Raw genomic sequence first — 22,190 nt, forward strand, 5'->3', positions numbered from 1 at the left:
ATCATCAATATCAATTTATCCGTCATTATAAAAGATTAAGCATCGAAATCGCGTTCACTTTTTTCTTGTGTCAATTCATCGGCTGCAAGAACTTGGGTCAATGGTTTAATCGGCCAAGTCATGACAAAGCGTGCGCCGCCAAGCTCACGGCTCTCGTCTACTTTCATATTGCCATTAAACCAAAAAGCGATACGCGATACGATAGACAAGCCCAAACCATAACCACCTGATGCACGTGTACGACTATCGTCTAAGCGCGCAAACGGAATAAAAACTTTTTCACGGTCGGCTTCAGGGATACCGTGCCCATCATCTTCTACGCTGACAAAAGCATTACCTTTTTTCACTCCTGCACTAATGATAATCGTACTCTCAGCATAACGTAAAGCATTCCCGGCTAAGTTCTGAATCACCCGGTGCAGGTAACGTCTATCCGCAACTGCCGTTACTTTTGCATTTGGCAGCTTGGTTACTATCTTAATGGGTTTGCCTAAAGCATTGGTTTCACGCTCAATTTGCTCCAGTAACTCGCGCAGATTGACCGGTTCTAAATCCAGTTTTGGTGAGCCTTCTTCAAGTTTGGCGTACGTTAGAATCTCATCAATCAAACCATTTAACGCTTCGATATCTTCATCAATATAATCACGCTGCATAAAGCGCGAATCTTCATCATCGGTATCTGCCAGCATATCGACAGCGAAACGAATACGTGCAACCGGCGTTCGCAGTTCGTGCGATACTGCCCGCGTCAGCTCGCGCTGTGATTCAATCAGACGCTTAATATGCGCCGTCATCGCATTAAATGTCGCCGATAGACGCGCAATTTCATCTTGTCCGATGACTTGTACTTTGATATCAAGATTGCCTTTACTGACTTCGTTAACACCCACTTGAATCAGTTGCAGCTTGCGCTCTAGCGGGAAAATAAGCGCATACACGCCTAAGCTGATTAAGAACATACTGATCAAAATCATACTGACAATCAGATTGAGCGGGAACCAGTTAAACAAAGGTACCGGCCCGATTAAAATCGCCATATCATTGATTTCAGACGGCACGACCACTTTAATCGACGAATTACTTTTACTGGTATTGGTATCTTGTAATAAGATGACGACCTCATCGCGGCGCAAGCGTGCCATTTGATCGGGGTCTAAATTAAGAGTATTGATCGCTCTAAACTCTAATGGGAAAGAAAACTTCTCTTCCAATTGAGCTAAACGCGCACGCTTATCGGATAAAGTCGCATAATAAGACAAATCATCGAGCAAAAATACAGCGATAGCACGTACTTGCTGCTCGGTCACTTGCGAGATACGCGCGGTTAAAACGCTCTGGTTATCCGGTAAGCGGTAATAAACATCGGCATAAATAGGCTGGGCAACATAGCGAACGACGGTATTACCTTTTTCAAAACGGCGCAGCTCACTGGCATTAAAATCGACCTCGTTAATAGGCACAATGTTAAATTCTGCGCCAAATAAACTACTGGCATCAGACAGCCAATATTCACGCTGCGATTCGCTTTCTTGATGGGCAATGCCTTCAGCAACGATATGAAAAGCACCCGTAGCCATATTTTCGCGGTAAGATTGGACGCGTTCTTTATTGATCGTATCCATCAACAATTGCGCAAATAATGCCACACACAAACAGACAATGAGCAGTCCAGCATAAATACGAACAAAGATACTGTGTTTAAGAGAAGAAACTAATGACATACGTGCCGTGACCAACCTAATAAAGAATTATTAATAGAGGAAGAAGAGAAATCCTTGCTGCGCAATTTATCTCATATAATCAAAATATCCTAAAAACGCTAAGGTATTGCTGATATCAATTTTTTGTAGCCTCTGTCTGCGCAGGCACAGCAAGCAAGAAAAATTGATATCAGCAGTGAATGATGTATCGATATTACTTTTCACTCACTATACTATTAATCTAGCGTCCATAATTATCGCTCAATTAAACCACATAACGCAGCATTTAAGTTTAAAAATTAAAATTTAGACCATAAAAAAACCAGCTTTACGCTGGTTTTTTATTAAAAAGTATTTTAGTAAAGAGAATTGCATTAACAATTCGCTGTTAATTGCCTTCTTTAACGAACAAATAACCTTTACTACGCACGGTTTTGATGCGTTTAGGATTTTCTGGATCATCACCAATTTTTGGACGAATACGTGAGATACGTACGTCGATTGAGCGATCTTGACCGTCATATTCGATACCGCGTAGACGCTCAAAAATATCTTCGCGTGACAAGATACGACCAGCGTTAGACGCAAGTAACCATAATAAGTCATATTCGGCACTGGTGAAATCAACCAATTCGTCACCCAAGTTCACTGAGCGACCGCCATTGTCGATAACCAACTCACCAAACTCAAGACGCTGCGGCACATCTTCCGATGGCGCATTTTCTGAGCGGCGTAGTAAAGCACGGATACGGGCAAGCAATACACGTGGCTGCGCAGGCTTAGCGACATAGTCATCAGCGCCCATTTCAAGACCCAAAACCTGATCCATATCTTCTGTGCGCGCGGTCAGCATCAAAATAGGATTTTGATAGTGTGGACGTACTTCACGACATACCGTCAAGCCATCGCTACCAGGAAGCATGACATCAAGTACGACCAAATCTGGTTGTTCATTGACAATACGGCGAATGGCGCGATTACCATCGGTTTCAATTGCCACTTCTAAACCATTTTTAACCAAGTAATCTTGGGTCAACATGGCTAAGCGCTCGTCATCCTCAACAATCAAGATTCGGGGGGTGTTGTCTTCTTCATTCGTTGTCATTGTTATATCCTCTAATACATCTTATTTAAAAGCGGTGAAAATAAGAGCGGTAAATTAATAGCACCGTAACTCAATCAATTTGTAATCCAATACAGGCAGTGACCGTAACACGGTTACAAACTTGGTAGCACAGTATACTATTAAACACACAGCTTCCTATACTATAGCTTATAGTTAGTAACAAAACCTATAAACTACGTCATTTAAAACGTTAGTTTGCGTCCAAAAATTATACCTCTTATTAACTTTAAAAGGCATAGGATAAATTTTATTCAATCATTCTACTGGTCTTATATCGAACCAACGCTTTAAAAGCTCAAACATTAAATGTTATTGAATGACGCCAAATAACTGCTGGACTTTTAAAATAAAAAATGTGGTTGCTACTCTCTAATATAACCATATATCAGCGTTGCCGCTAGTCACTTTTCCATCATTTTATGAAAATCAGTTTAGTTTTTGATAAATATTGCATCACCTAGGAGATTTTCAAATATAGTCAAAATATCCTAAAACGCGTCGGTATTGCTGATATCAATTTTTTGTAGCCTCTGTCTGCGCAGGCACAGCAAGCAAGAAAAACTGATATCAACAGTGCGTACTGTATTGATATTACTTTTCACTCACTATAGTAAATGTCTGAGCTATGGCAAATATTAAACGCTAACTACTAGAAAGCTAACTATTAGAAGAACAAGCATAAAAAAACAGCCCTTCATGGACTGTTTTTATGTTTATAACAAAAACTAAAGCGTAACAATGTGCTAGGCGCGGTTTTTATATTTACGAATAGTCTGCAACTGGGCGACTGATTCAGCCAATGACGCTAATGCTGCATTGGTTTGTACGGTATCAGATTGGTTGACCAGCATTTGCTCAGCTTTCTTACGTGCTTCAACGATTTTACTTTCGTCAAGATTGTGCGCACGCATCGCAGTATCAGCAAGTACAGTGACCATTTTTGGTTGTACTTCTAACACACCGCCAGATACATAAATAACTTCTTCTTCACCGTTAGGCGTTTGTACGCGCATCGGACCGGGTTTTAGCAAAGTAATAAGCGGGGTGTGACCTGGCAATATACCAATTTCGCCTTCGGTACCACTAGCTATTAACATGCTAATTTCGCCTGAATACAACTCTTCACGAGCACTTACGACGCGACATTGTAACGTTGCCATACTTAATTCCTTACCATCAAAGCGCGATCAAAAAACAGTAAAAACTGCGATGCGTTACTGAGGAGTAGATATAAAGGTTATATTATACCTACTCGTTAGCCCATACCAATACAACTTACGCTGCAGAAGACTTCATTTTTTCTGCTTTAGCAACAACTTCGTCAATGCCGCCTGCCATATAGAAAGCTTGCTCTGGTAGATCATCGTACTCACCCGCGATGATTGCTTTAAAGCTAGCAATGGTATCGCGTAATGCAACATATTTACCAGGAGCACCGGTGAACACTTCTGCTACGTGGAATGGCTGTGACAAGAAGCGCTGAATTTTACGCGCACGATAAACGACTAGTTTATCTTCTTCTGACAACTCATCCATACCTAGAATGGCGATGATGTCTTTAAGTTCTTTATAGCGCTGAAGAACTTCCTGCACGCCGCGAGCAACGTTGTAATGCTCTTCACCGATAACCAATGGATCAAGCTGACGTGAGGTTGAATCTAGTGGATCAACCGCTGGATAGATACCTTGTGAAGCGATATCACGGCTTAGTACCACTGTCGCATCCAAGTGAGCAAACGTCGTTGCTGGTGATGGATCCGTCAAGTCATCCGCAGGTACATATACCGCTTGTACAGAAGTAATTGAACCTGATTGCGTTGAAGTAATACGCTCTTGCAGCATACCCATTTCTTCAGCGAGCGTTGGCTGATAACCAACCGCTGATGGCATACGGCCTAACAGTGCTGATACTTCAGTACCCGCTAGCGTATAACGATAGATGTTATCAACGAACAATAATACGTCACGACCTTTGCCAGTGACAGGATCTTTGGTATCACGGAAGTACTCAGCCATGGTCAAACCAGACAATGCAACACGTAAACGGTTACCTGGTGGCTCATTCATCTGGCCATATACCATCGCGACTTTAGATTTGCTAAAGTCTTCAACGTTGACAACGCCAGCTTCTTGCATTTCGTGATAGAAGTCGTTACCTTCACGGGTACGCTCACCAACACCAGCAAACACGGATAGACCTTCGTGTTTAAGGGCGATGTTGTTGATCAATTCCATCATGTTGACGGTTTTACCAACACCAGCACCGCCAAACAGACCAACTTTACCACCTTTAGCAAACGGGCAAAGTAAGTCGATAACTTTAATACCTGTCTCTAACAGCTCAGTACTGTTTGACTGTTCTGCATAGCTTGGGGCTTCACGGTGGATGGACCATTTTTCTTCAGCAGCAACTGGACCTTCTTCATCGATAGGACGACCAAGAACATCCATGATGCGACCTAATGTACCCATACCGACTGGTACAGAAATAGGTGCGCCCGTGTTAGTCACTGGTAGGTTACGCTTTAAACCTTCGGTTGAACCCATCGCAATAGTACGTACGATACCGTCACCTAGCTGTTGCTGGACTTCTAGGGTGGTCTCAGTGCCGTCTACTTGCAAGGCATCAAAAATTTGAGGAACTTCGTTACGGTCAAACTCAACGTCAAGAACCGCGCCAATAATCTGTACAATACGACCGCTACTCATTGCGTTCTCCTTGAACTTCTGTATATAGTGGGTTTTATAAAGGGTTTCAATTATGAAACAGCAGCAGCACCGCCAACGATTTCCGAGATTTCTCGGGTAATCGCCGCTTGACGCAGCTTATTATAAACCAACTGTAAATCGTTAATTAGGTCACCAGCATTATCTGTTGCCGCTTTCATCGCAACCATACGTGAAGACTGCTCAGAGGCAATGTTTTCCATTACCGCTTGATAGACAATCGACTCGATATAGCGACCAAGTAATTCATCAATCAAGGTTTTAATGTCAGGCTCGTAGATATAATCCCAGCTCAGCTCTGTTTGTATGCCACTTTCTTCATCACCAAATGAACCCTCTGGTAAAGGTACCAATTGGTTGACAATCGGCTTTTGGGTCATAGCGTTAACAAACTGGTTATAGACCACATAAATACGGTCTAATTTACCGTTGCTATAGTCTTCTAACATCGCTTGCACCGGCGCGTTTAATTGCTCAAACGTCGGTTTATCACCATAGTCAGTAACGGCTGAAGTGACTTTACCACCGAAGTTTTTAAAGAAACTCACGCCTTTAGCACCAATAACGGCAAACTCGGCTTGTACGGACTGGTCTTGATACTGCTGAATGCTTTTAGATAAAGCTTTGAATAGGTTAATATTCAAACCACCCGCTAGGCCGCGATCTGATGTGATGACAATATAGCCAACTTTATCAACCGGACGCGAGACCATATATGGGTGTTTGTAATCTGATGAGGCATGCACCAAATGCGAAATAACCCGGCGCATACTATCAGCATACGGGCGACCCACTTCCATGCGCTCTTGGGCACGGCGCATTTTACTAGCGGCTACCATTTGCATAGCGCGAGTAATTTTTTGGGTACTTTTAATACTGGTGACTTTGGCACGTATCTCTTTTAAGCTTGCCATAATGATTCCAATATAAGAGGGTTAAAAAGCATGGGCGTATGCAACAATCGTTTAATATAAAACACTGAACTTATCGAAATAATGTCTTTACATCTTGTGGCATGACGCAATCTTAGACCTTCATTGGTTAAAACAGCGGCGCGATTATCTTAAAGGAAAGTCTTTTAGATTTAAAAATTTTCTTAAATAATGCGCCACTTTTTGCGCTATAAAGCAGAGCGCTAACCACTTCAGGTTTAACCCGTTAAATTAATAACTGTGATTTTGTTTAAAGGTCTCTAAAGATGACTTTAAACGACCTGCGATATCATCATTATAATTCGCAGTGCCATCAATCTCACGCATCAATTCACTCTGCTCATCATGCATATAGCGTAAGTAAGCTTCTTCAAAAGAACCAATTTTTTCAACAGGAACGTCTGCTAAGAAGCCTTCGTTCGATGCATAAATAACTGCCGCTTGCTCAGAGATAGACATTGGCTGATATTGTTTTTGCTTCATCAATTCAGTCACGCGCTCACCATGATCAAGCTGTTCGCGAGTCGCATCATCAAGGTCTGATGCAAACTGAGCAAATGCTGCCAATTCACGATACTGAGCTAATGCAGTACGGATACCACCAGACAGTTTCTTAATAATCTTCGTCTGAGCAGCACCACCAACACGCGATACCGAGATACCAGCGTTGACTGCCGGACGGATACCTGAGTTAAATAGGCTAGACTCTAAGAAAATCTGACCATCAGTGATTGAAATCACGTTGGTTGGTACGAAGGCAGATACGTCACCAGCTTGGGTTTCAATGATAGGTAGCGCGGTTAAAGAACCAGTTTTACCAACCACTTCACCATTGGTGAATTTTTCTACGTATGCCGCGTTTACGCGTGATGCACGCTCAAGTAAACGTGAGTGTAAGTAGAATACGTCACCAGGATAGGCTTCACGACCTGGCGGACGACGTAGCAATAGTGAGATTTGACGATAAGCAACGGCTTGTTTTGATAAATCATCAAATACAATCAGTGCATCTTCGCCGCGGTCACGGAAGTATTCGCCCATCGTACAACCTGAGTACGGTGCGATATATTGAAGTGCTGCTGGCTCTGACGCTGAAGCGACAACCACAGTGGTATATTCAAGCGCACCAGTTTGCTCAAGCTTACGTACCACGTTAGCAATGGTAGAACGTTTTTGACCGATTGCCACGTAGACACACTTAATACCAGAGGCTTTTTGGGCAATGATCGCATCGATAGCCATGGCGGTTTTACCCGTCTGACGGTCACCAATGATAAGCTCACGCTGACCACGACCGATTGGAATCATGGTATCAACGGCTTTATAACCAGTCATGACTGGTTGATCAACTGATTGACGGTCGATAACGCCTGGGGCGATTTTTTCGACTTTATCAGTCATCTTGGCATCGATAGGACCTTTGCCATCAATAGGGTTACCCAAAGCATCAACAACACGGCCTAGCAACTCAGGACCTACGGGTACTTCCAAAATGCGACCAGTACAATAGGCTTTTTGACCTTCTTGTAGTTTTAGGAAGTCGCCTAATACTACTGCACCAACAGAATCACGCTCTAAGTTAAGCGCCATTCCGTAGATTTCACCTTCAAACTCAATCATTTCGCCGTACATGGCATCTTCAAGACCATGAATCTGCACGATACCGTCAGATACTTTGACAATCGTGCCTTCATTCTTTGCAGTTGCACCCGCATCAAGGTCTTGAATACGCTGCTTAATCAGATTACTGATTTCCGCTGGATTCAATTGTTGCATTGCCTTGTTTCCTTTAATTTATGATAACCCGCCACTGACTTAAATGCTCTTATATCACGCAAGCTTTATTAAGCTGCACGGATGATTGGCATTAGGCCGTTAGCTGTGTTTTTAACTGTTGTAACTTGCCACGCATCGAATCATCGATAACTTTGTCACCGACTTTAATCGTAGCGCCCGCCAATAGATTTGGATCAACCGACTCGTGAATCACTACGCTCGCATTGAGCGAGTCAGCAAGACGCGTTTGCAGCGTCTGACGCTGAGCATCGGTTAATGGATAAGCAGAGGTCACATAAGCGTCAAGCTGCTTTAAGCTTATTGCCTTGTGACGGCGATAATGCTCATAAACTTCAGGAAGCAGCGCCAGACGCTCTTGTTCTGATAACTGTTTAACGAAGTTACTAAGTGCTACTGATACTTTAGGATAGCTGGCGTTTTGGTCATGACGAGCCCCTTGGGTCTCACCTAATAACTGCTTAAAAGCAGAATCATTCGCGCTAGCTACTTGCGTATCATAAAGATCGACCAAAGCAGCTGACTTATGCTCAGCAGAAACAGCTGGATTGTCTAGCCAAGTACTGAACGACTTGTCATTGACAACGGTAGCGGCAATAAATAAGAAGTTTTCCCACTCATTTACTACCCCGTTTTCATTGGCATAGTCAAACGCGGCTTTAGCGTACGGTCGTGCTAAGGTTGATAAGTCAGCCATGATATCCTCACAATTACAGCTTCGCCGCCAGTTGGTCTAACATACTGGCATGTTTTTGCACATCGACTTTGTCTTGCAAAATCTTTTCAGCACCAAGTACAGCCAGTTCAGCAACTTGGGCACGCAATGATTCGCGCGCTTGATTGATTTCTTGGTCGATAGAGGCTTGCGCTTGTTGACGAATGCGTTCGCCTTCCGCTTGGGCTTGCAATTTTGCATCTTCAACAAGCTGATTGGCGCTCTTGTTCGCTTGCTCAATTAGCGCAGCAGCTTTAGTTTTTGCAACATCAAGCTCCTGCTGTACATTTTGCTCCGCGGTCGCTAAATCTGCTTTTGCTTTTTCTGCGGCGTTTAAGCCTTCAGCGATTTTACGCTGACGCTCATTAATGGCACCGATAAGTGGTGGCCACACGAATTTCATGCAAAAAATCACAAATATTGCAAAAGCAATGGCTTGACCGATGAGGGTAGAATTGATATTCACGTGATCACCTCTTTGTTAATGAAAAATCAGTTTCATTGATCATATTTGATAGCCAAACTTTGGCTATGTTTAATATACAAACTTTGACCACCAAACATTTACAACTGAGCTTTCTGATTAACCTGCTAGAGGGTTAGCGAACAACAATAGCATAGCAATACCAACACCAATCATCGGTACGGCATCAAGTAGACCTGCCACGATGAACATACGAGTTTGCAGTTGTGAACCAAGTTCTGGTTGACGTGCAACACCTTCTAAGAACTTGCCGCCTAGAATAGCAAAACCAATGCCTGTGCCAAGTGCGCCAAGACCGATAAGCAGTGCTACTGCGATAACTGTGTAACCACCTAATACTGGATCCATTGATGTATCCTCATTTACCTATTGAATGTATATAATTAATGTTCAGTTGATGATGCAAGCGACATATAAACTATCGTCAACATCATAAATACGAACGCTTGAAGGGTAATAATTAAGATGTGGAAAATCGCCCACGGCACCGATAACGCCCATTGAATCCAAAACGGCATCAGGGCAATCAATACGAAGATTAGCTCCCCAGCATACATGTTACCGAACAGACGCAAACCTAGTGAAATGGGTTTGGCAATCAAAGTAACAAACTCTAAGATAAAGTTGATGGGGATTAAAATGATTTGCATGATTGGGTTTTTGGCGCTAAACGGATGCAGTATTAACTCACCGATAAAACCACCCAACCCTTTTTCTTTAATACTGTAGTAAATAATCAGCGCAAAGACAGAAAATGACATGCCTAGGGTGATATTAGGGTCAGTCGTTGGTACAATCTTGAAGAACACGTGATGTGGATCATGACCCATCGCAGCGCCAACTTGACCTGCTAGACTTGGAATGAAGTCGATAGGCAATAAATCCATCAAGTTCATCAAGAAAATCCACACAAAAATGGTCAACGCTAGCGGCGCAATCAATTTTGACGTACCACTATAAGAATCGCGAACGTTGTTATCAACAAACTCAACGATCATCTCAACCGCTGCTTGAGTTTTGCCGGGAACGCCTGAAGTAACTTTTTTGGCAACCATCCAAAAGATGGCACAAAATAAAATACCCAGACCGATTGACCATAACATGGAGTCAAGATGGATAGCTTTAAAACCCATTAACCCTGCTTCTTCAGCAGTATAGGCAACTTTCCAACCTTCGCCCGGCAGATAGCCGTACGTCCAATTCGTTAAGTGGTGAGAGATATATTCTGATGATGTTTGCTCGGATGCCATAATGTAAGCTTCTTATTAATCAACGATTTAATCAACTACCAAAAAATATGGTTGTCATCTGATGAGGCGTTTGCGTTGTCACCAATCTGCATTAAGCAAATCCAGAAAAACACTTACAACCCTCATGTAACCAATAACATCCAACCCATAGCTCTATAACTACTCTGTTATTCTTAAATAATTAAGCGGAATAACCAATTTTTTTATTGCGGTGGCTCAATTTGATAGCCATGGATAAATTTTAGCTATCAAAAAAGGGCGCACGATTATTCATTAATGGCCCTTGCATATCTACGCAAATTTTTGAGTATGTGTTTACTTATCTTGCTTTACTTTCATCACAATCAATACGGTGCTCAGCAGCAAGACAGTTAGCTGTCTATATTAATGCAGCGTTGTAATCGTGTAAAGTCAATTATGACTTTTTTATTTACGGTATGAATACGTTAAGCGCTGTTAACGTTCGCTACTATGGCTTTGCGTCTATCCATCAAAGCCGATAATTTAATTGTATTTGAACACTCTGCTTAGAGAGAGGGTTACTTATCGCGATTTTCACGCTTAACTCTAGTTAAGCGTCTTTATTCATACTTTTATTGTAAAAACAGTTTTCAGTCACTTAATCATTGGTTGATGACTTTATAACAGTAATCTTAGAGAAGCTGGACCGCAGGATGACAAATGTACGTGCTGTATTATTGAGCTATTAAAATTATAATAGGTTCTAAATCTAGCGTATCTGCCACAACATCCAACTGTGACTAATCTGCATTACCATAAAACCGACCAATAGCGCAGGCGCTGATAGAGGTTGTATGGTAATAAAAATTAGTGCAAAACCACATACGGTCAATAACCATTTGACCATTTGACCACGATATAGCTGGCTGACAATGTGTCTGCGCGCGCGATATCCGGTATACCAAAAGATAAATCCAGCAAAGACCGCTTGGGTGGCAAAACTGAGTAGCGCCCCAATAGCGTTGCTCTTTGCAATAACAAGCGTATTGCCGTTATTACCCAACCAAGTAACATCTACTATCCAACCGAGCACAATCAGGATAAATAAAATCCATGCTTGGCGTTTTAGATAAATAGCAATCTTATCTCTTTGGGTGCGTTTGGCAGGTTTGGTCATTGATATTTCTATAGCTCTATAACGTGGGGACAATGCCGCACCGTTGCGACAATATTATCCGTGAATGGCTCACTCTACAGACGTTATCTTTTAACCAAAATAAAACGCCACTTATTATAGGGAGCAAGCAGATTTTAAGCAAGTGAAATATGACTTTTATCAAGCATTTAGTTATTTAGCGCTGAAAATCTCTCTACAGAGTCAATAAAGTAGCACTAATAACCTCTAAATCCATCTATTCTACCGTTAATTTAACTTGCATCATTTCAAATAGCCTAAAAGCTCAGCTTGCTATTAGGGTTACCGATATTTAGGAAATACACTGACGGATTTGCTGTGCCATTGTCTGCCAGCCGCTAACAAAATCTTTACTGTTGCTCATGTCTTCCGCTTGCACGGTACTCTTAACTGGCTGTAACTTTGTAAGCAAACCTTTAGCAGGCTGACTTGGACTAACCAAGCACATTTGTTTTGCTGGGCGCTGCTCATTTAACCAGCGCAACTGACTGGCTTTTGGCGCTAAATGATGGTCAGTACTTAAGCTGCCAATTAATTGGAACTTGGCGCTGTCTTCCATATATTGATAAGCATCATGATAGGCCCAATACGGCAAAGGTTTTTGCGCGTGGTTTGCATGAGCTGACGCCACGGCTTTATTCATGCGCTGGGCAAATTTTTGCGCATTGGCATGATAGAGCTTTTTATATTGCGGATTGGCATGACTGTGAATGACAGCAAGCGCTCGCGTAATGGCTTTAGCGTTTTCAGGATCGAGCCAAATATGCGGATCGAGCGTACCAGCAATGGCTTTGCCTTTAACATCACGCAGCGGATGACGATTAAAGGCGTCGAACTTAAATAACGTAATCGCATTAGGCGCGCTATTGAGCGTGGTGGCTAGGTTGTTTTCTAGCGGCTCGCCAAACCAAACCACAAACTTACTATTTTGAATGGCCTTGATATCGCCGGGACTGATACTGCCGTGATGTCCGACCTCCCCTGCTTGCAATAATTGCTTGGCTGATGGCGCGCCTTCCGTCACCGCTTGGCTTAATAAAAACAGCGGATAGTTACTGACGCTCACCGTTGCTGCTTGCGCGCTCATCATGAACGAGGCAAATATAAGCACGCCAGTTATGAGCAATCGCGGTAAGCGCAGAGGTAAATGCATAAAGTTTTTAAATAATGGAATCATAATGGCGGCTTTTAAGGTTCAAGGATAAATGACAAAGATAGTTATAAATATTTTGCAACGTTATTCTAGTTATAAAACAGCAGACCTGTGAATAAATGCAAAGGACCTCTCTGTTTTACGTTTTAGTATGTTATACTATAACAATATAAAAAACCATTATAAAATATCCATTAACTAAAAATACTGTTCATCACACCGCTAAACCGTCTTTAGGAGCTTGCTGCATGTCTACTCATTCATCTGTTTGCGCTCATGTCCATGATGTGCAAGATTTTACAGCGTCCGATGTCAATGAGCGTTTACTAGCAGCCAAAGAGCAATGTCGCTCAAGCGGCGCGCGCTTTACGCCGCTGCGTCAGCAAATCTACCAGTTGGTGCTAGAAGCCAATAAACCAGTGGGCGCTTATGATCTAATCACTCAATTGCAGCAGATGCGCCTTGCCGAGCCTGAAGCAGAAAGCGACAGCTCGAACAATCAAGCAAATACTCAAACGCCAAAAAATGTCGCGCCGCCGACGGTTTATCGCAGCTTGGAGTTTTTATTGAGCGAGGGCTTGATTCACCAGCTAACCTCGATTAATGCTTATGTGCCTTGTTGTCACCCACGCGCCCAACATACAGCGGCGTTTTTAATCTGTGCCCAGTGTGAGCGGGTACAAGAATGCAGCAGTTTGCCAGTACAAGAAATGATGAGCTTTGCAGAGCAAGACGTTGGCTTTACGGTCGAGCGTAGCGTCATTGAATTGAGCGGTCGTTGCCAAGCGTGTCAGTAAAATAACGGTTTGCTTATATTTTTGACCTGAATTTTAGGTTTACGCTTTCATGCTAAATTATTATTCTGTCATTTCTTAATTATCATTAATACATCAGTACTATCCTATGAGCCTAGCAATTTTACCAACCAAGCCCTCTGCTATGAATACAAGTGATAAAACCATGCCTAACGCGGCTAAACTGCTGAGCTTAAGTAATATCAGTTACCATATCGGGCAGCAACGTATCCTCTCGCATATCGATATTGATATCGCTGTTAATGAAACGGTCAGTCTGATCGGACCTAATGGCGCGGGCAAGTCTACTTTAGTTAAACTAATTTTAGGTTTAATCGAACCGACCAGTGGCCAGATAACGTCGCACCAAAACTTGCAACTTGGCTATGTGCCGCAGCGCTTTGCCGTGCCGCCTATTTTACCGTTACGCGTTTGCGATTTATTGGCACAAGCCGATAAAAAACGCTTAACGGCTGAGCAGCGGCAATTTATCTTTGATAATTTGTCGTTGACGCATTTATTGTCGCGGCAAATGCTGCATTTATCAGGCGGTGAAACCCAGCGAGTATTATTGGCGCGTGCCTTATTAGACAAGCCCAATTTATTAATTTTAGATGAGCCGATGCAAGGACTAGACCCTGATACCGAGGTTTGGCTGTATCAGTTTATCGATGAGCTGCCGGAGTTTTTGCGCTGTGCCATGCTGGTGGTGTCGCATGATTTGCATTGGGTCATGAAAGGTAGCAGGCGTGTCATTTGTTTAAATAAGCACATTTGCTGCGAAGGGCAACCAAGCGAGCTTGCGATTAGTTCGGAGTTTCAGAAGCTTTTTGGCCATCATTATGAGCAGCCTTATGTGCATCAACCGCACGCTTGTGAGCACCATGCCCCAAGCGAGATATAATTAAAAAACCAAGCTTTTTAGGCAAAATTGCCTTGTTCCTTTTATAAAAACGTTACGGATATCTATTATGACCGCTTGGTTAGCCATCATCGCCCCTGCTTGGATTGCTGGTAGCATTTTAGCGCTACTTTCTGCGCCTTTAGGCTGCCTAGTCTTATGGCGGCGCATGGCATTTTTTGCCGATGCCTTGGCACATGGCACGTTACTTGGTGTGGCGTTGGCAGTTTTGTGGCAATTACCGATGGGCATTGGCATTGGCATCGTCAGTATTTTAGTCGTACTGGGCTTGGTATTCATCGATGATGAGCGTCTGCCGGTCGATGCAGTGCTGGCCGTGGTTGCGGTATCGCTGCTGTGTTTAGGTTTATTAACCTTGACGCAGCTTACCGATCAGCAAGCCAATGTTTTAGGTTTTTTATTTGGCAATTTGCTCGAGCTTGACTGGGCAGATTTGCCGTTGATTGCAGTAAGTGTTTTGTTGGGCTTAGGATTACTGATTTATATATGGCCCGCACAAATCAAGCTTGCGACTCATGAGGCTTTGGCACGCATTCAAGGGATCAATCCAACACGCCAGCGCTTGTTTTTTATGGGCGTATTAGCTGGGTTTTGTGCTATTGCCTTGCAAGCGGTTGGGAGTTTATTAATCAGCGGCCTATTGGTGTTGCCAGCATTAACAGCGCGTTTGTGGTCGGCATCACCAAAACAAATGGTTGTTATCTCTTTAATCATTGCCCAGCTTGGCGTCACGCTTGGCGTTTGGGGCAGTATTTGGCTAGATATCCAAACGGGACTTGCTATCGTTTTGGTACTGGCTATTTTATTTTTTGTGGCGCTCATTATCTCAAAGCTAATAAGCAAAAAATCAGGGTCGGAATCCATATTAGCAAAATTCTGGTCCCCACGCCGTTAGCGTTATTTACATGTAGCACCAAATTACCACGTACCTCAGCCATTACATTTAGGTCGTGATTTTGATATTTACTTGGCCTTTGTCGAACTTTATTTCATCAATATTGCTAGAGCTTTAATGCCCATTATGTTATAAACTTTCCTGAATACTATCAATGCGATAGTTGGCGAATTTTTGAGTTAATAAATACTCGGTACACCAATTTAAGATGTTTTTTTAACGAACGTTTTCGTTTCATCATATTTTAATTTATTATCGTTTTGCTTGATAAGGGACTAACCCCCATGCTTAGCTACCCCGCCAGCGCAGTCAGCACGCCCGACGGACAAGTCAATGTTTTGCAAATTACCGATTTGCACTTATCCTCCCACGTGCCTGCGGCGGCTGACGAAACCAGTAGTGAAGTAGCGGTTTGCCAATACAATTTTGAGGCGATTATCAAGCAAGCGTTGAGCGCAGAGCGGCGCTGCGATTTGATTCTCGTGACAGGCGATTTGGTCAATAAAGTACAAGCAGAGATTTACGATCATATTTTTGACGTACTACAAGCAACGGGGATTCCTTTTGCCTGTATCGCCGGCAACCATGACGTTACCGATGAAAACAACAGCGAGCTGCCATTTTTTCAGCGTGAACTGATTGCCAGACCCGCGGACAGACGCTTATTGAACCGTCATGTTATCGAAACCGACCATTGGCAGTTGTTGTTAATAGATTCTTCGATGACAGGCAAGGTAGAAGGAGAAGTGGCGCTAAGCGACATTGATTGGCTCTGTGAGCAGCTAGAGACATGCGCTAAGCCTGCGCTTATTGCGCTGCACCATCATGTGATAGCGGTCGATTCAGATTGGATTGATCAGCATATGGTGGAAAACGCCGATATTTTTTGGCAACGGCTGGCAACATTTGAGCATCTTAAAGTCATTATTAGCGGGCATACCCACCAAGAGCAAGTCCGCTATCGGCATGGGGTAACGGTTTATAGCACGCCATCCACTTGCTATCAGTTTAAGCCTTTTGAAGATGATTTCGCTTATGATAAAAGCGCCCTGCCCGGCTATCGCTGGTTGCAATTAGCCAACAATGGAGAGGTTGCAAGCTGGGTTGAAAGACTAGATACTTGACAACCAGTTTTATTGGCAGAAATTTGGCTAGTATTTAGCTAGTATAATACCGCCAGAGTGTGTATGTTATAGGGCTAGCTAAAATTACTGGTTATAGACAGCTACAGCGTGATTGCTAATACTAGCAACCTAACCGTAAAGCTAAAAATGATAAATAAGTTATATCATAAATAATGTAAAAAATGAGAACGGTCTACATTTAGACAAAATTATAATAGCTAGGACGGCTAAATTGACCACAAGCTAAGTTTCCACAGTCAGTGATTTGTAGCTTTATTTAACGGCTAGCATTTAAATAAAAAGATTCATAACAATATACCTGACCATTGATAATCGATAGATCGCTAGCAGCATATCGAAATAACCGTATGTTTAGATCAGCTGTGTTACTTGTGTCACTAAGTGGTAAAACGCTTATAAAAGAAACCATTTATAGCGTTTGGTAAATTGATAACGCCTTGTCTGTCGATAGGTCGTTTTATTGAATTAATTTGAAAAAGTAGGATACCCATATGAGCACCCTGACCCCAAACCCAAATCCAAGTGATGTAAAGTTCACCCCTTATGCGCCTGCCGAAAACGAAGAATACATGTCGGATGAACAATTGGCGCACTTTAAAGCCATTTTATTAGATTGGAAGCATCAATTGATTGGCGAAGCAGATCGTACCAAGACTTATATCCAAGATGAGTCCAGTGCCATGCCTGATATCAATGACCGCGCCACTCAAGAAGAAGAGTTTGCCCTAACCTTGCGAACGCGTGATCGTGAACGTAAGCTGATTCGCAAAATTGATAAATCTATCGCTGAAATTGAAAACGAGGATTATGGATTTTGTGAAACTTGTGGCGTCGAGATTGGCCTGCGTCGTCTTGAAGCCCGTCCAACTGCGACCCAGTGCATTGACTGTAAAACTCTATCTGAGATTAAAGAGCGTCAAAACCAAGGCGCTTAAATCCAGTTATTTTAATAGTCATTAATCATTTAAATACAAATACGAGCGACCATTCATTGGTCGCTCGTTGCGTTTTACGGCGTTATTTTTTATTAAATAGCTTTTAGTGGTTGACACGGCACCAACAAAATACGCATATTTAGCAAATATCTTTTTGGCATCGATTTATTTATTCTATCTATTTCCACTTTCGCTAAGTGTCTATTTTGAAAACATCTGCTACCTCTATGGCAAACACGCCTATTACTCCTACTCTGCCCCAACCTATTGGCCGTTTTGCGCCGTCACCAACCGGTGAGCTGCATCTTGGTTCCTTAACCACCGCGCTTGCCAGCTTTTGTCAGATCAAATCTCTTGGTGGCAAATGGCTACTGCGTATCGAAGACACCGATACCGAGCGCTGTGATCGACAGTTTACTGAGCAGATTTTGATTGATTTAGAAGTGCTTGGGCTGCACTGGGATGGCGATGTCATCTACCAATCTGAGCGCCTTGATATTTATAATGATTATTTATCTTCAAGCCTATATCCGCTGACTTACGGCTGTCAATGCTCGCGTAAAAGCCTTGAGCGTTATTGGCAGAAAAAAGCGATGGGAGAAAGCATGGACGCAGAGCAGGCACAGGAAAAACTACTGAACAGGCAACGCTATCCGCGCTGTTGTCTAAATGCCAATCTTGATAAAGAAAAAAACAAACTGCGTATACAGCTACCAGATTACCGTATTGGCTTTCAAGATGGTATTCAAGGTGTGCAATGGAGCAATCCGCAGCAAAGCTTGGGAGATATGGTGGTGCGTCGCCAAGACGGCATGATTAACTATATTTTGGCTGCTAGCCTCGATGATGGCTTGCAAGGTGTGACGCATATTATGCGTGGCTTGGACATTTTACCGATGACCACCGCGCAAATTAGCATCATGCATGCGGCGCATTTGACAGCTATCGATCATTGGTACCATTTACCATTAATATGCAGTCCTGATGGTCAAAAGCTCTCTAAACAAAACCTTGCCCAGCCAATTGATACCCGTGACCCAAGTCGTCTAATTGCCCATGCTTTGCAGCTATTACAGCAACCTGCCGTTGATAGAGACACGCCGACAAACATGCTTACCCAAGCAATTGCGCAATGGGACAACTCGCCATTACAAAATATGCAGACTTTTAATACAAGCGACATTTAACAAAAAACGCCGCTATAAGCGACGCTTCTTTATCATCAATAACTGGATTGCCGTAAACACTCTAATCATTACACGACTTAGTAATAACGGCACTGGCTCTTTTCAATCTCAGGGCTTTCTTTATAAATCCTTAGCAATACTGCGACCATTACTAAGCTAATCAGCATCGATGAGCCGCCATAACTGAAAAACGGCATGGTCAACCCTTTGGTCGGAATCGCACCCATATTCATTGCCGCATTAATAATTGTCTGCGCAATAAACACCACCGCGATACCAAAGGCGGTATAGCTCATACGCATTTGCCGGCGTTTTAGGGCATTATAACTGATGCGCATCGCACTTCCGATAATCAGCGCCTCAAAGATGAGAATCATGGTCACCCCAACGAAGCCCAACTCCTCACCAGTAATGGCTAGTAGAAAATCGGTATGCGCCTCTGGTAAATGCGACAGTTTTTGCACGCTTTCGCCATAGCCGACGCCAGTAAACTGACCGCGACCAAAGGCAATTAAGCTACGGGCTAGCTGATAATCGGTATCTTGTACATCATCAAAAGGGTCCAAAAACGACATTACCCGTACCAGTCGGTATTGTACGGTCGCCACCATTAATACAGCACCGCCAACGGCCACAGCGCCGAGCGCGATAAATTGTTTATAAGGCGCGCCAGCAATATAAAAGATGGCAAAGACCGTTCCAATAATGACCACAAACGAGCCAAAATCTGGTTGCGCGAGCAACAGAACGGTGATTAATCCAACCACGATGGCTATGCGTAAAAACCCATCCCAACCGTTACGTACCTCAAATGAGCGCCGTACAACGAAGTCTGAGACAAAGATAATCATCACCAATTTGGCAAGCTCTGCGACCTGAAAATTAAAACCACCGAGCGTGAGCCAACGCTTTGAGCCATTAATAGGCGTACTAAATAAAGTGGCAAATAACAATAACCCCGTGATGGCCAAGAGCATAAACTGGGTTTCGGTTTTATAAAGCCTTTTTAGCGTTACTGCTTTATAAGAAATACCAGCGATAACCAGCCCAATCGCCATGTATAAAAGCTGATTATAAAAGAAATGCAGCTCGCTCATGCCGCGACTAAGGGCAAACGGGATAGAAGCAGAAGCCACCATCAATAAGCTGAGCACCAACATACAGCCGACGCTTGCTAATAAAATGGCGCGCGCTGAGGGCATGGAGAGAACGCCATCTGAGCCAGTAGCTCGCGGCGATTGAGAGTTTGATCGAAAAAAAGAAGAGAGCGCCATAATTTTGTATACACTAGCAAACGAGAAAACACGGCGTTATAAAACGCCACCGTTTAAAAAAATGAAGTTGATTTTATCCAATAGATAATAGCAGACAGCAAAGCGGCGACAAACCCCGATTGTTAATCGTTTAGCTTGTCAGTATTAATGGTACAGTGGTTAGCAACATGAATAGCAACGATGGTTTGCAAATCGTTTGTCGTCCGCTTTATTACCTAGTTGACAGTAGCAGCAATTTATAAGCAAAACAATCATTTATCAAAAAACGCTTTCCATTTTTATAACATCAGTAAAACTACTTAAAACCTAACGCTGATACTACTTTAAGTCAAAACGTATGATAAAACGTCAAGATGCTTTATGAAGCCTTGTCTAACTGGTTGACCAGCTGACTAAAGTACTTGCCGCGTTCGGCAAAACCACTAAACTGATCGAAACTGGCACAAGCTGGTGATAAAAGCACCGCTTGTACCTGCGATAAACTGCTTTTTGTGACTTGCTGTATCGTCGCAAAAGCGCCTTCTAGCGTTTGACATTGATGCATATAGACATCATCGTCGTTGATACCAGCGGCGCGTAAATGTTGCTCAACCTGCTGGCTATCTTCGCCAATAAACAGCACTTGGCTGACGTATTGATTGATAAATGGCGTTAATTCGCCAAATTGCTGACCTTTACCTTGGCCACCTAAAATTAATAGCAGTTTACCGTCTTTAGGCGCATATACCGCTCCTAAGCCCTCGACTGCCGCCATGGTTGAGCCAATATTAGTACCCTTAGAATCATTAAAATAATCAATGCCATCGACCGTAGCCACATATTCGCAGCGATGCTCAAGTCCTGTAAAATTCTGCAAGGTGGCGAGCATACTATCAAGCGGTAAACCGGCAAGCTCGCCAAGTGCTAAAGCTGCTTGCGCATTGAGTAAATTATGCCGGCCTTTGATACGTAGTTTATCTGCCGATAGCAGACGCTCGGTCCCGCGGGCTAGATACGTCTGCCCTTCTGAGTCGGTAATCAGTCCATATTGACCCTTGTCAGGGGCGTGAATGCCCGTGCTTAAGCGTGGCAAATTATCCGCCACTAGCGGCCGCGTCAAGGCATCTTCGCGATTTATCACTACGGACTTGGCGCCTTGAAAAATGCGATGCTTGGCTTGATGGTAGCCGAGCATATCGCCATGGCGGTCTAGGTGGTCAGGAGACATGTTAAGTACCGTTGCCACTTGTGCGCCTAAATTGGTCACCGTTTCTAACTGGAAACTTGATAGCTCGAGAACTGCCAACTCCATCTCGGTATTGGACAGTAACGTCAGCGCTGGCACGCCAATATTGCCGCCTACGCCAACATTGACCCCAGCATCGGCGGCCATTTGTCCAACCAAGGTGGTGACGGTACTTTTAGCGTTAGAGCCTGTAATCGCAACAATCGGTATACGGCACGCTTCACAAAATAGCTGAATGTCACTGACAACGGGAATATTAGCCTCTCGCGCCGCAGCAACCGCTGGGTTTTTTAAGGAGATACCTGGGCTGATGATAATGCGAGCCGCTCGCTGCAATAAATCGGCATCTATCGCGCCAAACTGGCGAATCTCAACAGCAGCAGGCAATTGGTCTGCTAAAGTGGGATTGACTTGATTGTCGGTGACAGCGACTTGGTAACCTTGCTTGGTCAAATACTGCGCAACCGACAGCCCCGACTGCCCCAAACCGACCACGACTTGTAAACCACTGCCCTTATGAAGTAAGGCTTCTGTTGCGGTGTTAGTGGTCATATCTATTCCTTTTATCTATTGGACGAACAAAATTGTATCAAGCATCTTGGCTTTATCAATAGTATTGATAATGGCTTTTTATAGTGGGCTTTACGCTAAACGTCAGGGCTACAAGCATTCTAAGCCAGTTTGAGCAAGTCTGCCTAAATCTGTCTAAACCTGTGTCAATAAGCCACTTTGGCTGATGAGCATCATAAAGCCATTGCCGCAATTTCGGTACTGGT

The 22,190-nt window shown here is 43.3% G+C and carries 20 protein-coding genes; 6 read left to right on the top strand and 14 right to left on the bottom strand.

The features are described 5' to 3' along the window. Positions 1 to 35: 35 nt before the first annotated feature. The 12 genes from B3R91_RS04310 to B3R91_RS04365 all read right to left on the bottom strand — a co-directional run bounded on the left by B3R91_RS04310 (position 36) and on the right by B3R91_RS04365 (position 13,061). Positions 36 to 1,721: an ATP-binding protein gene (locus B3R91_RS04310; protein ID WP_286796619.1), complete on the bottom strand. Its 1,686-nt coding sequence runs from the start codon at positions 1,719 to 1,721 to the stop codon at positions 36 to 38. A gap of 367 nt (positions 1,722 to 2,088) precedes the next feature. Next, positions 2,089 to 2,805, bottom strand: coding sequence for a response regulator (locus tag B3R91_RS04315; RefSeq protein WP_021812806.1), 717 nt, complete (start codon positions 2,803 to 2,805; stop codon positions 2,089 to 2,091). A gap of 764 nt (positions 2,806 to 3,569) precedes the next feature. Next, positions 3,570 to 3,986 (bottom strand): F0F1 ATP synthase subunit epsilon, encoded by a 417-nt coding sequence (locus B3R91_RS04320; RefSeq protein WP_191690707.1) that lies wholly within the window; start codon positions 3,984 to 3,986, stop codon positions 3,570 to 3,572. A gap of 115 nt (positions 3,987 to 4,101) precedes the next feature. After that, positions 4,102 to 5,535 (bottom strand): F0F1 ATP synthase subunit beta, encoded by a 1,434-nt coding sequence (gene atpD / locus B3R91_RS04325; protein ID WP_200662733.1) that lies wholly within the window; start codon positions 5,533 to 5,535, stop codon positions 4,102 to 4,104. A gap of 50 nt (positions 5,536 to 5,585) precedes the next feature. Beyond that, on the bottom strand, positions 5,586 to 6,467 hold the full coding sequence (atpG, locus tag B3R91_RS04330) for a F0F1 ATP synthase subunit gamma (RefSeq protein WP_068404256.1): 882 nt from the start codon (positions 6,465 to 6,467) through the stop codon (positions 5,586 to 5,588). A gap of 249 nt (positions 6,468 to 6,716) precedes the next feature. Next, complete coding sequence (gene atpA, locus B3R91_RS04335; RefSeq protein ID WP_144297508.1) at positions 6,717 to 8,261, bottom strand: F0F1 ATP synthase subunit alpha; 1,545 nt, start codon at positions 8,259 to 8,261, stop codon at positions 6,717 to 6,719. 91 nt (positions 8,262 to 8,352) lie between these two features. Beyond that, on the bottom strand, positions 8,353 to 8,976 hold the full coding sequence (locus B3R91_RS04340) for a F0F1 ATP synthase subunit delta (RefSeq protein WP_200662732.1): 624 nt from the start codon (positions 8,974 to 8,976) through the stop codon (positions 8,353 to 8,355). Between the two features lie 13 nt (positions 8,977 to 8,989). Next, positions 8,990 to 9,460: a F0F1 ATP synthase subunit B gene (locus B3R91_RS04345; protein ID WP_025651436.1), complete on the bottom strand. Its 471-nt coding sequence runs from the start codon at positions 9,458 to 9,460 to the stop codon at positions 8,990 to 8,992. 117 nt (positions 9,461 to 9,577) lie between these two features. Beyond that, complete coding sequence (atpE, locus tag B3R91_RS04350; RefSeq protein ID WP_025651437.1) at positions 9,578 to 9,826, bottom strand: F0F1 ATP synthase subunit C; 249 nt, start codon at positions 9,824 to 9,826, stop codon at positions 9,578 to 9,580. A gap of 35 nt (positions 9,827 to 9,861) precedes the next feature. Beyond that, entirely contained in the window at positions 9,862 to 10,728 is an 867-nt protein-coding gene (gene atpB, locus B3R91_RS04355; protein WP_286796620.1) for a F0F1 ATP synthase subunit A, read from the bottom strand. Positions 10,729 to 11,458: 730 nt separating this feature from the next. After that, a complete protein-coding gene (locus B3R91_RS04360) occupies positions 11,459 to 11,866 on the bottom strand; it encodes an ATP synthase subunit I (protein ID WP_286796621.1) in 408 nt (135 codons plus the stop codon). Between the two features lie 310 nt (positions 11,867 to 12,176). Next, complete coding sequence (locus B3R91_RS04365; RefSeq protein ID WP_286796622.1) at positions 12,177 to 13,061, bottom strand: metal ABC transporter substrate-binding protein; 885 nt, start codon at positions 13,059 to 13,061, stop codon at positions 12,177 to 12,179. 224 nt (positions 13,062 to 13,285) lie between these two features. Here B3R91_RS04365 and B3R91_RS04370 point away from each other — a divergent pair, with 224 nt between their 5' ends. From B3R91_RS04370 to gluQRS, 6 genes are all read left to right on the top strand, one after another. After that, positions 13,286 to 13,834, top strand: coding sequence for a transcriptional repressor (locus B3R91_RS04370; protein ID WP_201592013.1), 549 nt, complete (start codon positions 13,286 to 13,288; stop codon positions 13,832 to 13,834). 163 nt (positions 13,835 to 13,997) lie between these two features. Further along, positions 13,998 to 14,735 carry a metal ABC transporter ATP-binding protein gene (locus B3R91_RS04375; protein ID WP_191690763.1) on the top strand — a complete coding sequence of 246 codons (738 nt, stop codon included), beginning with the start codon at positions 13,998 to 14,000 and terminating at the stop codon, positions 14,733 to 14,735. A 67-nt stretch (positions 14,736 to 14,802) separates the two neighbouring features. Beyond that, positions 14,803 to 15,648, top strand: a complete 846-nt coding sequence (locus B3R91_RS04380; RefSeq protein WP_286796623.1) for a metal ABC transporter permease — start codon at positions 14,803 to 14,805, stop codon at positions 15,646 to 15,648. Positions 15,649 to 15,932: 284 nt separating this feature from the next. Further along, complete coding sequence (locus B3R91_RS04385; protein ID WP_286796624.1) at positions 15,933 to 16,772, top strand: metallophosphoesterase; 840 nt, start codon at positions 15,933 to 15,935, stop codon at positions 16,770 to 16,772. Between the two features lie 512 nt (positions 16,773 to 17,284). Continuing rightward, the gene (gene dksA / locus B3R91_RS04390) at positions 17,285 to 17,728 is read left to right on the top strand and encodes an RNA polymerase-binding protein DksA (protein WP_068404274.1); all 444 of its coding nucleotides are present in this window, start codon (positions 17,285 to 17,287) and stop codon (positions 17,726 to 17,728) included. 227 nt (positions 17,729 to 17,955) lie between these two features. Next, positions 17,956 to 18,915 carry a tRNA glutamyl-Q(34) synthetase GluQRS gene (gluQRS, locus tag B3R91_RS04395; protein WP_286796684.1) on the top strand — a complete coding sequence of 320 codons (960 nt, stop codon included), beginning with the start codon at positions 17,956 to 17,958 and terminating at the stop codon, positions 18,913 to 18,915. A 77-nt stretch (positions 18,916 to 18,992) separates the two neighbouring features. Here the strand turns inward: gluQRS and B3R91_RS04400 are convergent, their stop codons facing one another. Next, positions 18,993 to 20,117 (bottom strand): FtsW/RodA/SpoVE family cell cycle protein, encoded by a 1,125-nt coding sequence (locus B3R91_RS04400; protein WP_191690688.1) that lies wholly within the window; start codon positions 20,115 to 20,117, stop codon positions 18,993 to 18,995. 430 nt (positions 20,118 to 20,547) lie between these two features. Continuing rightward, positions 20,548 to 21,966 carry a UDP-N-acetylmuramoyl-L-alanine--D-glutamate ligase gene (gene murD / locus B3R91_RS04405; protein ID WP_286796625.1) on the bottom strand — a complete coding sequence of 473 codons (1,419 nt, stop codon included), beginning with the start codon at positions 21,964 to 21,966 and terminating at the stop codon, positions 20,548 to 20,550. Positions 21,967 to 22,190 lie beyond the last annotated feature (224 nt).

The organism is Psychrobacter sp. UBA6291 (assembly GCF_002439405.1).
Classification (GTDB): Bacteria; Pseudomonadota; Gammaproteobacteria; order Pseudomonadales; family Moraxellaceae; genus Psychrobacter; species Psychrobacter faecalis.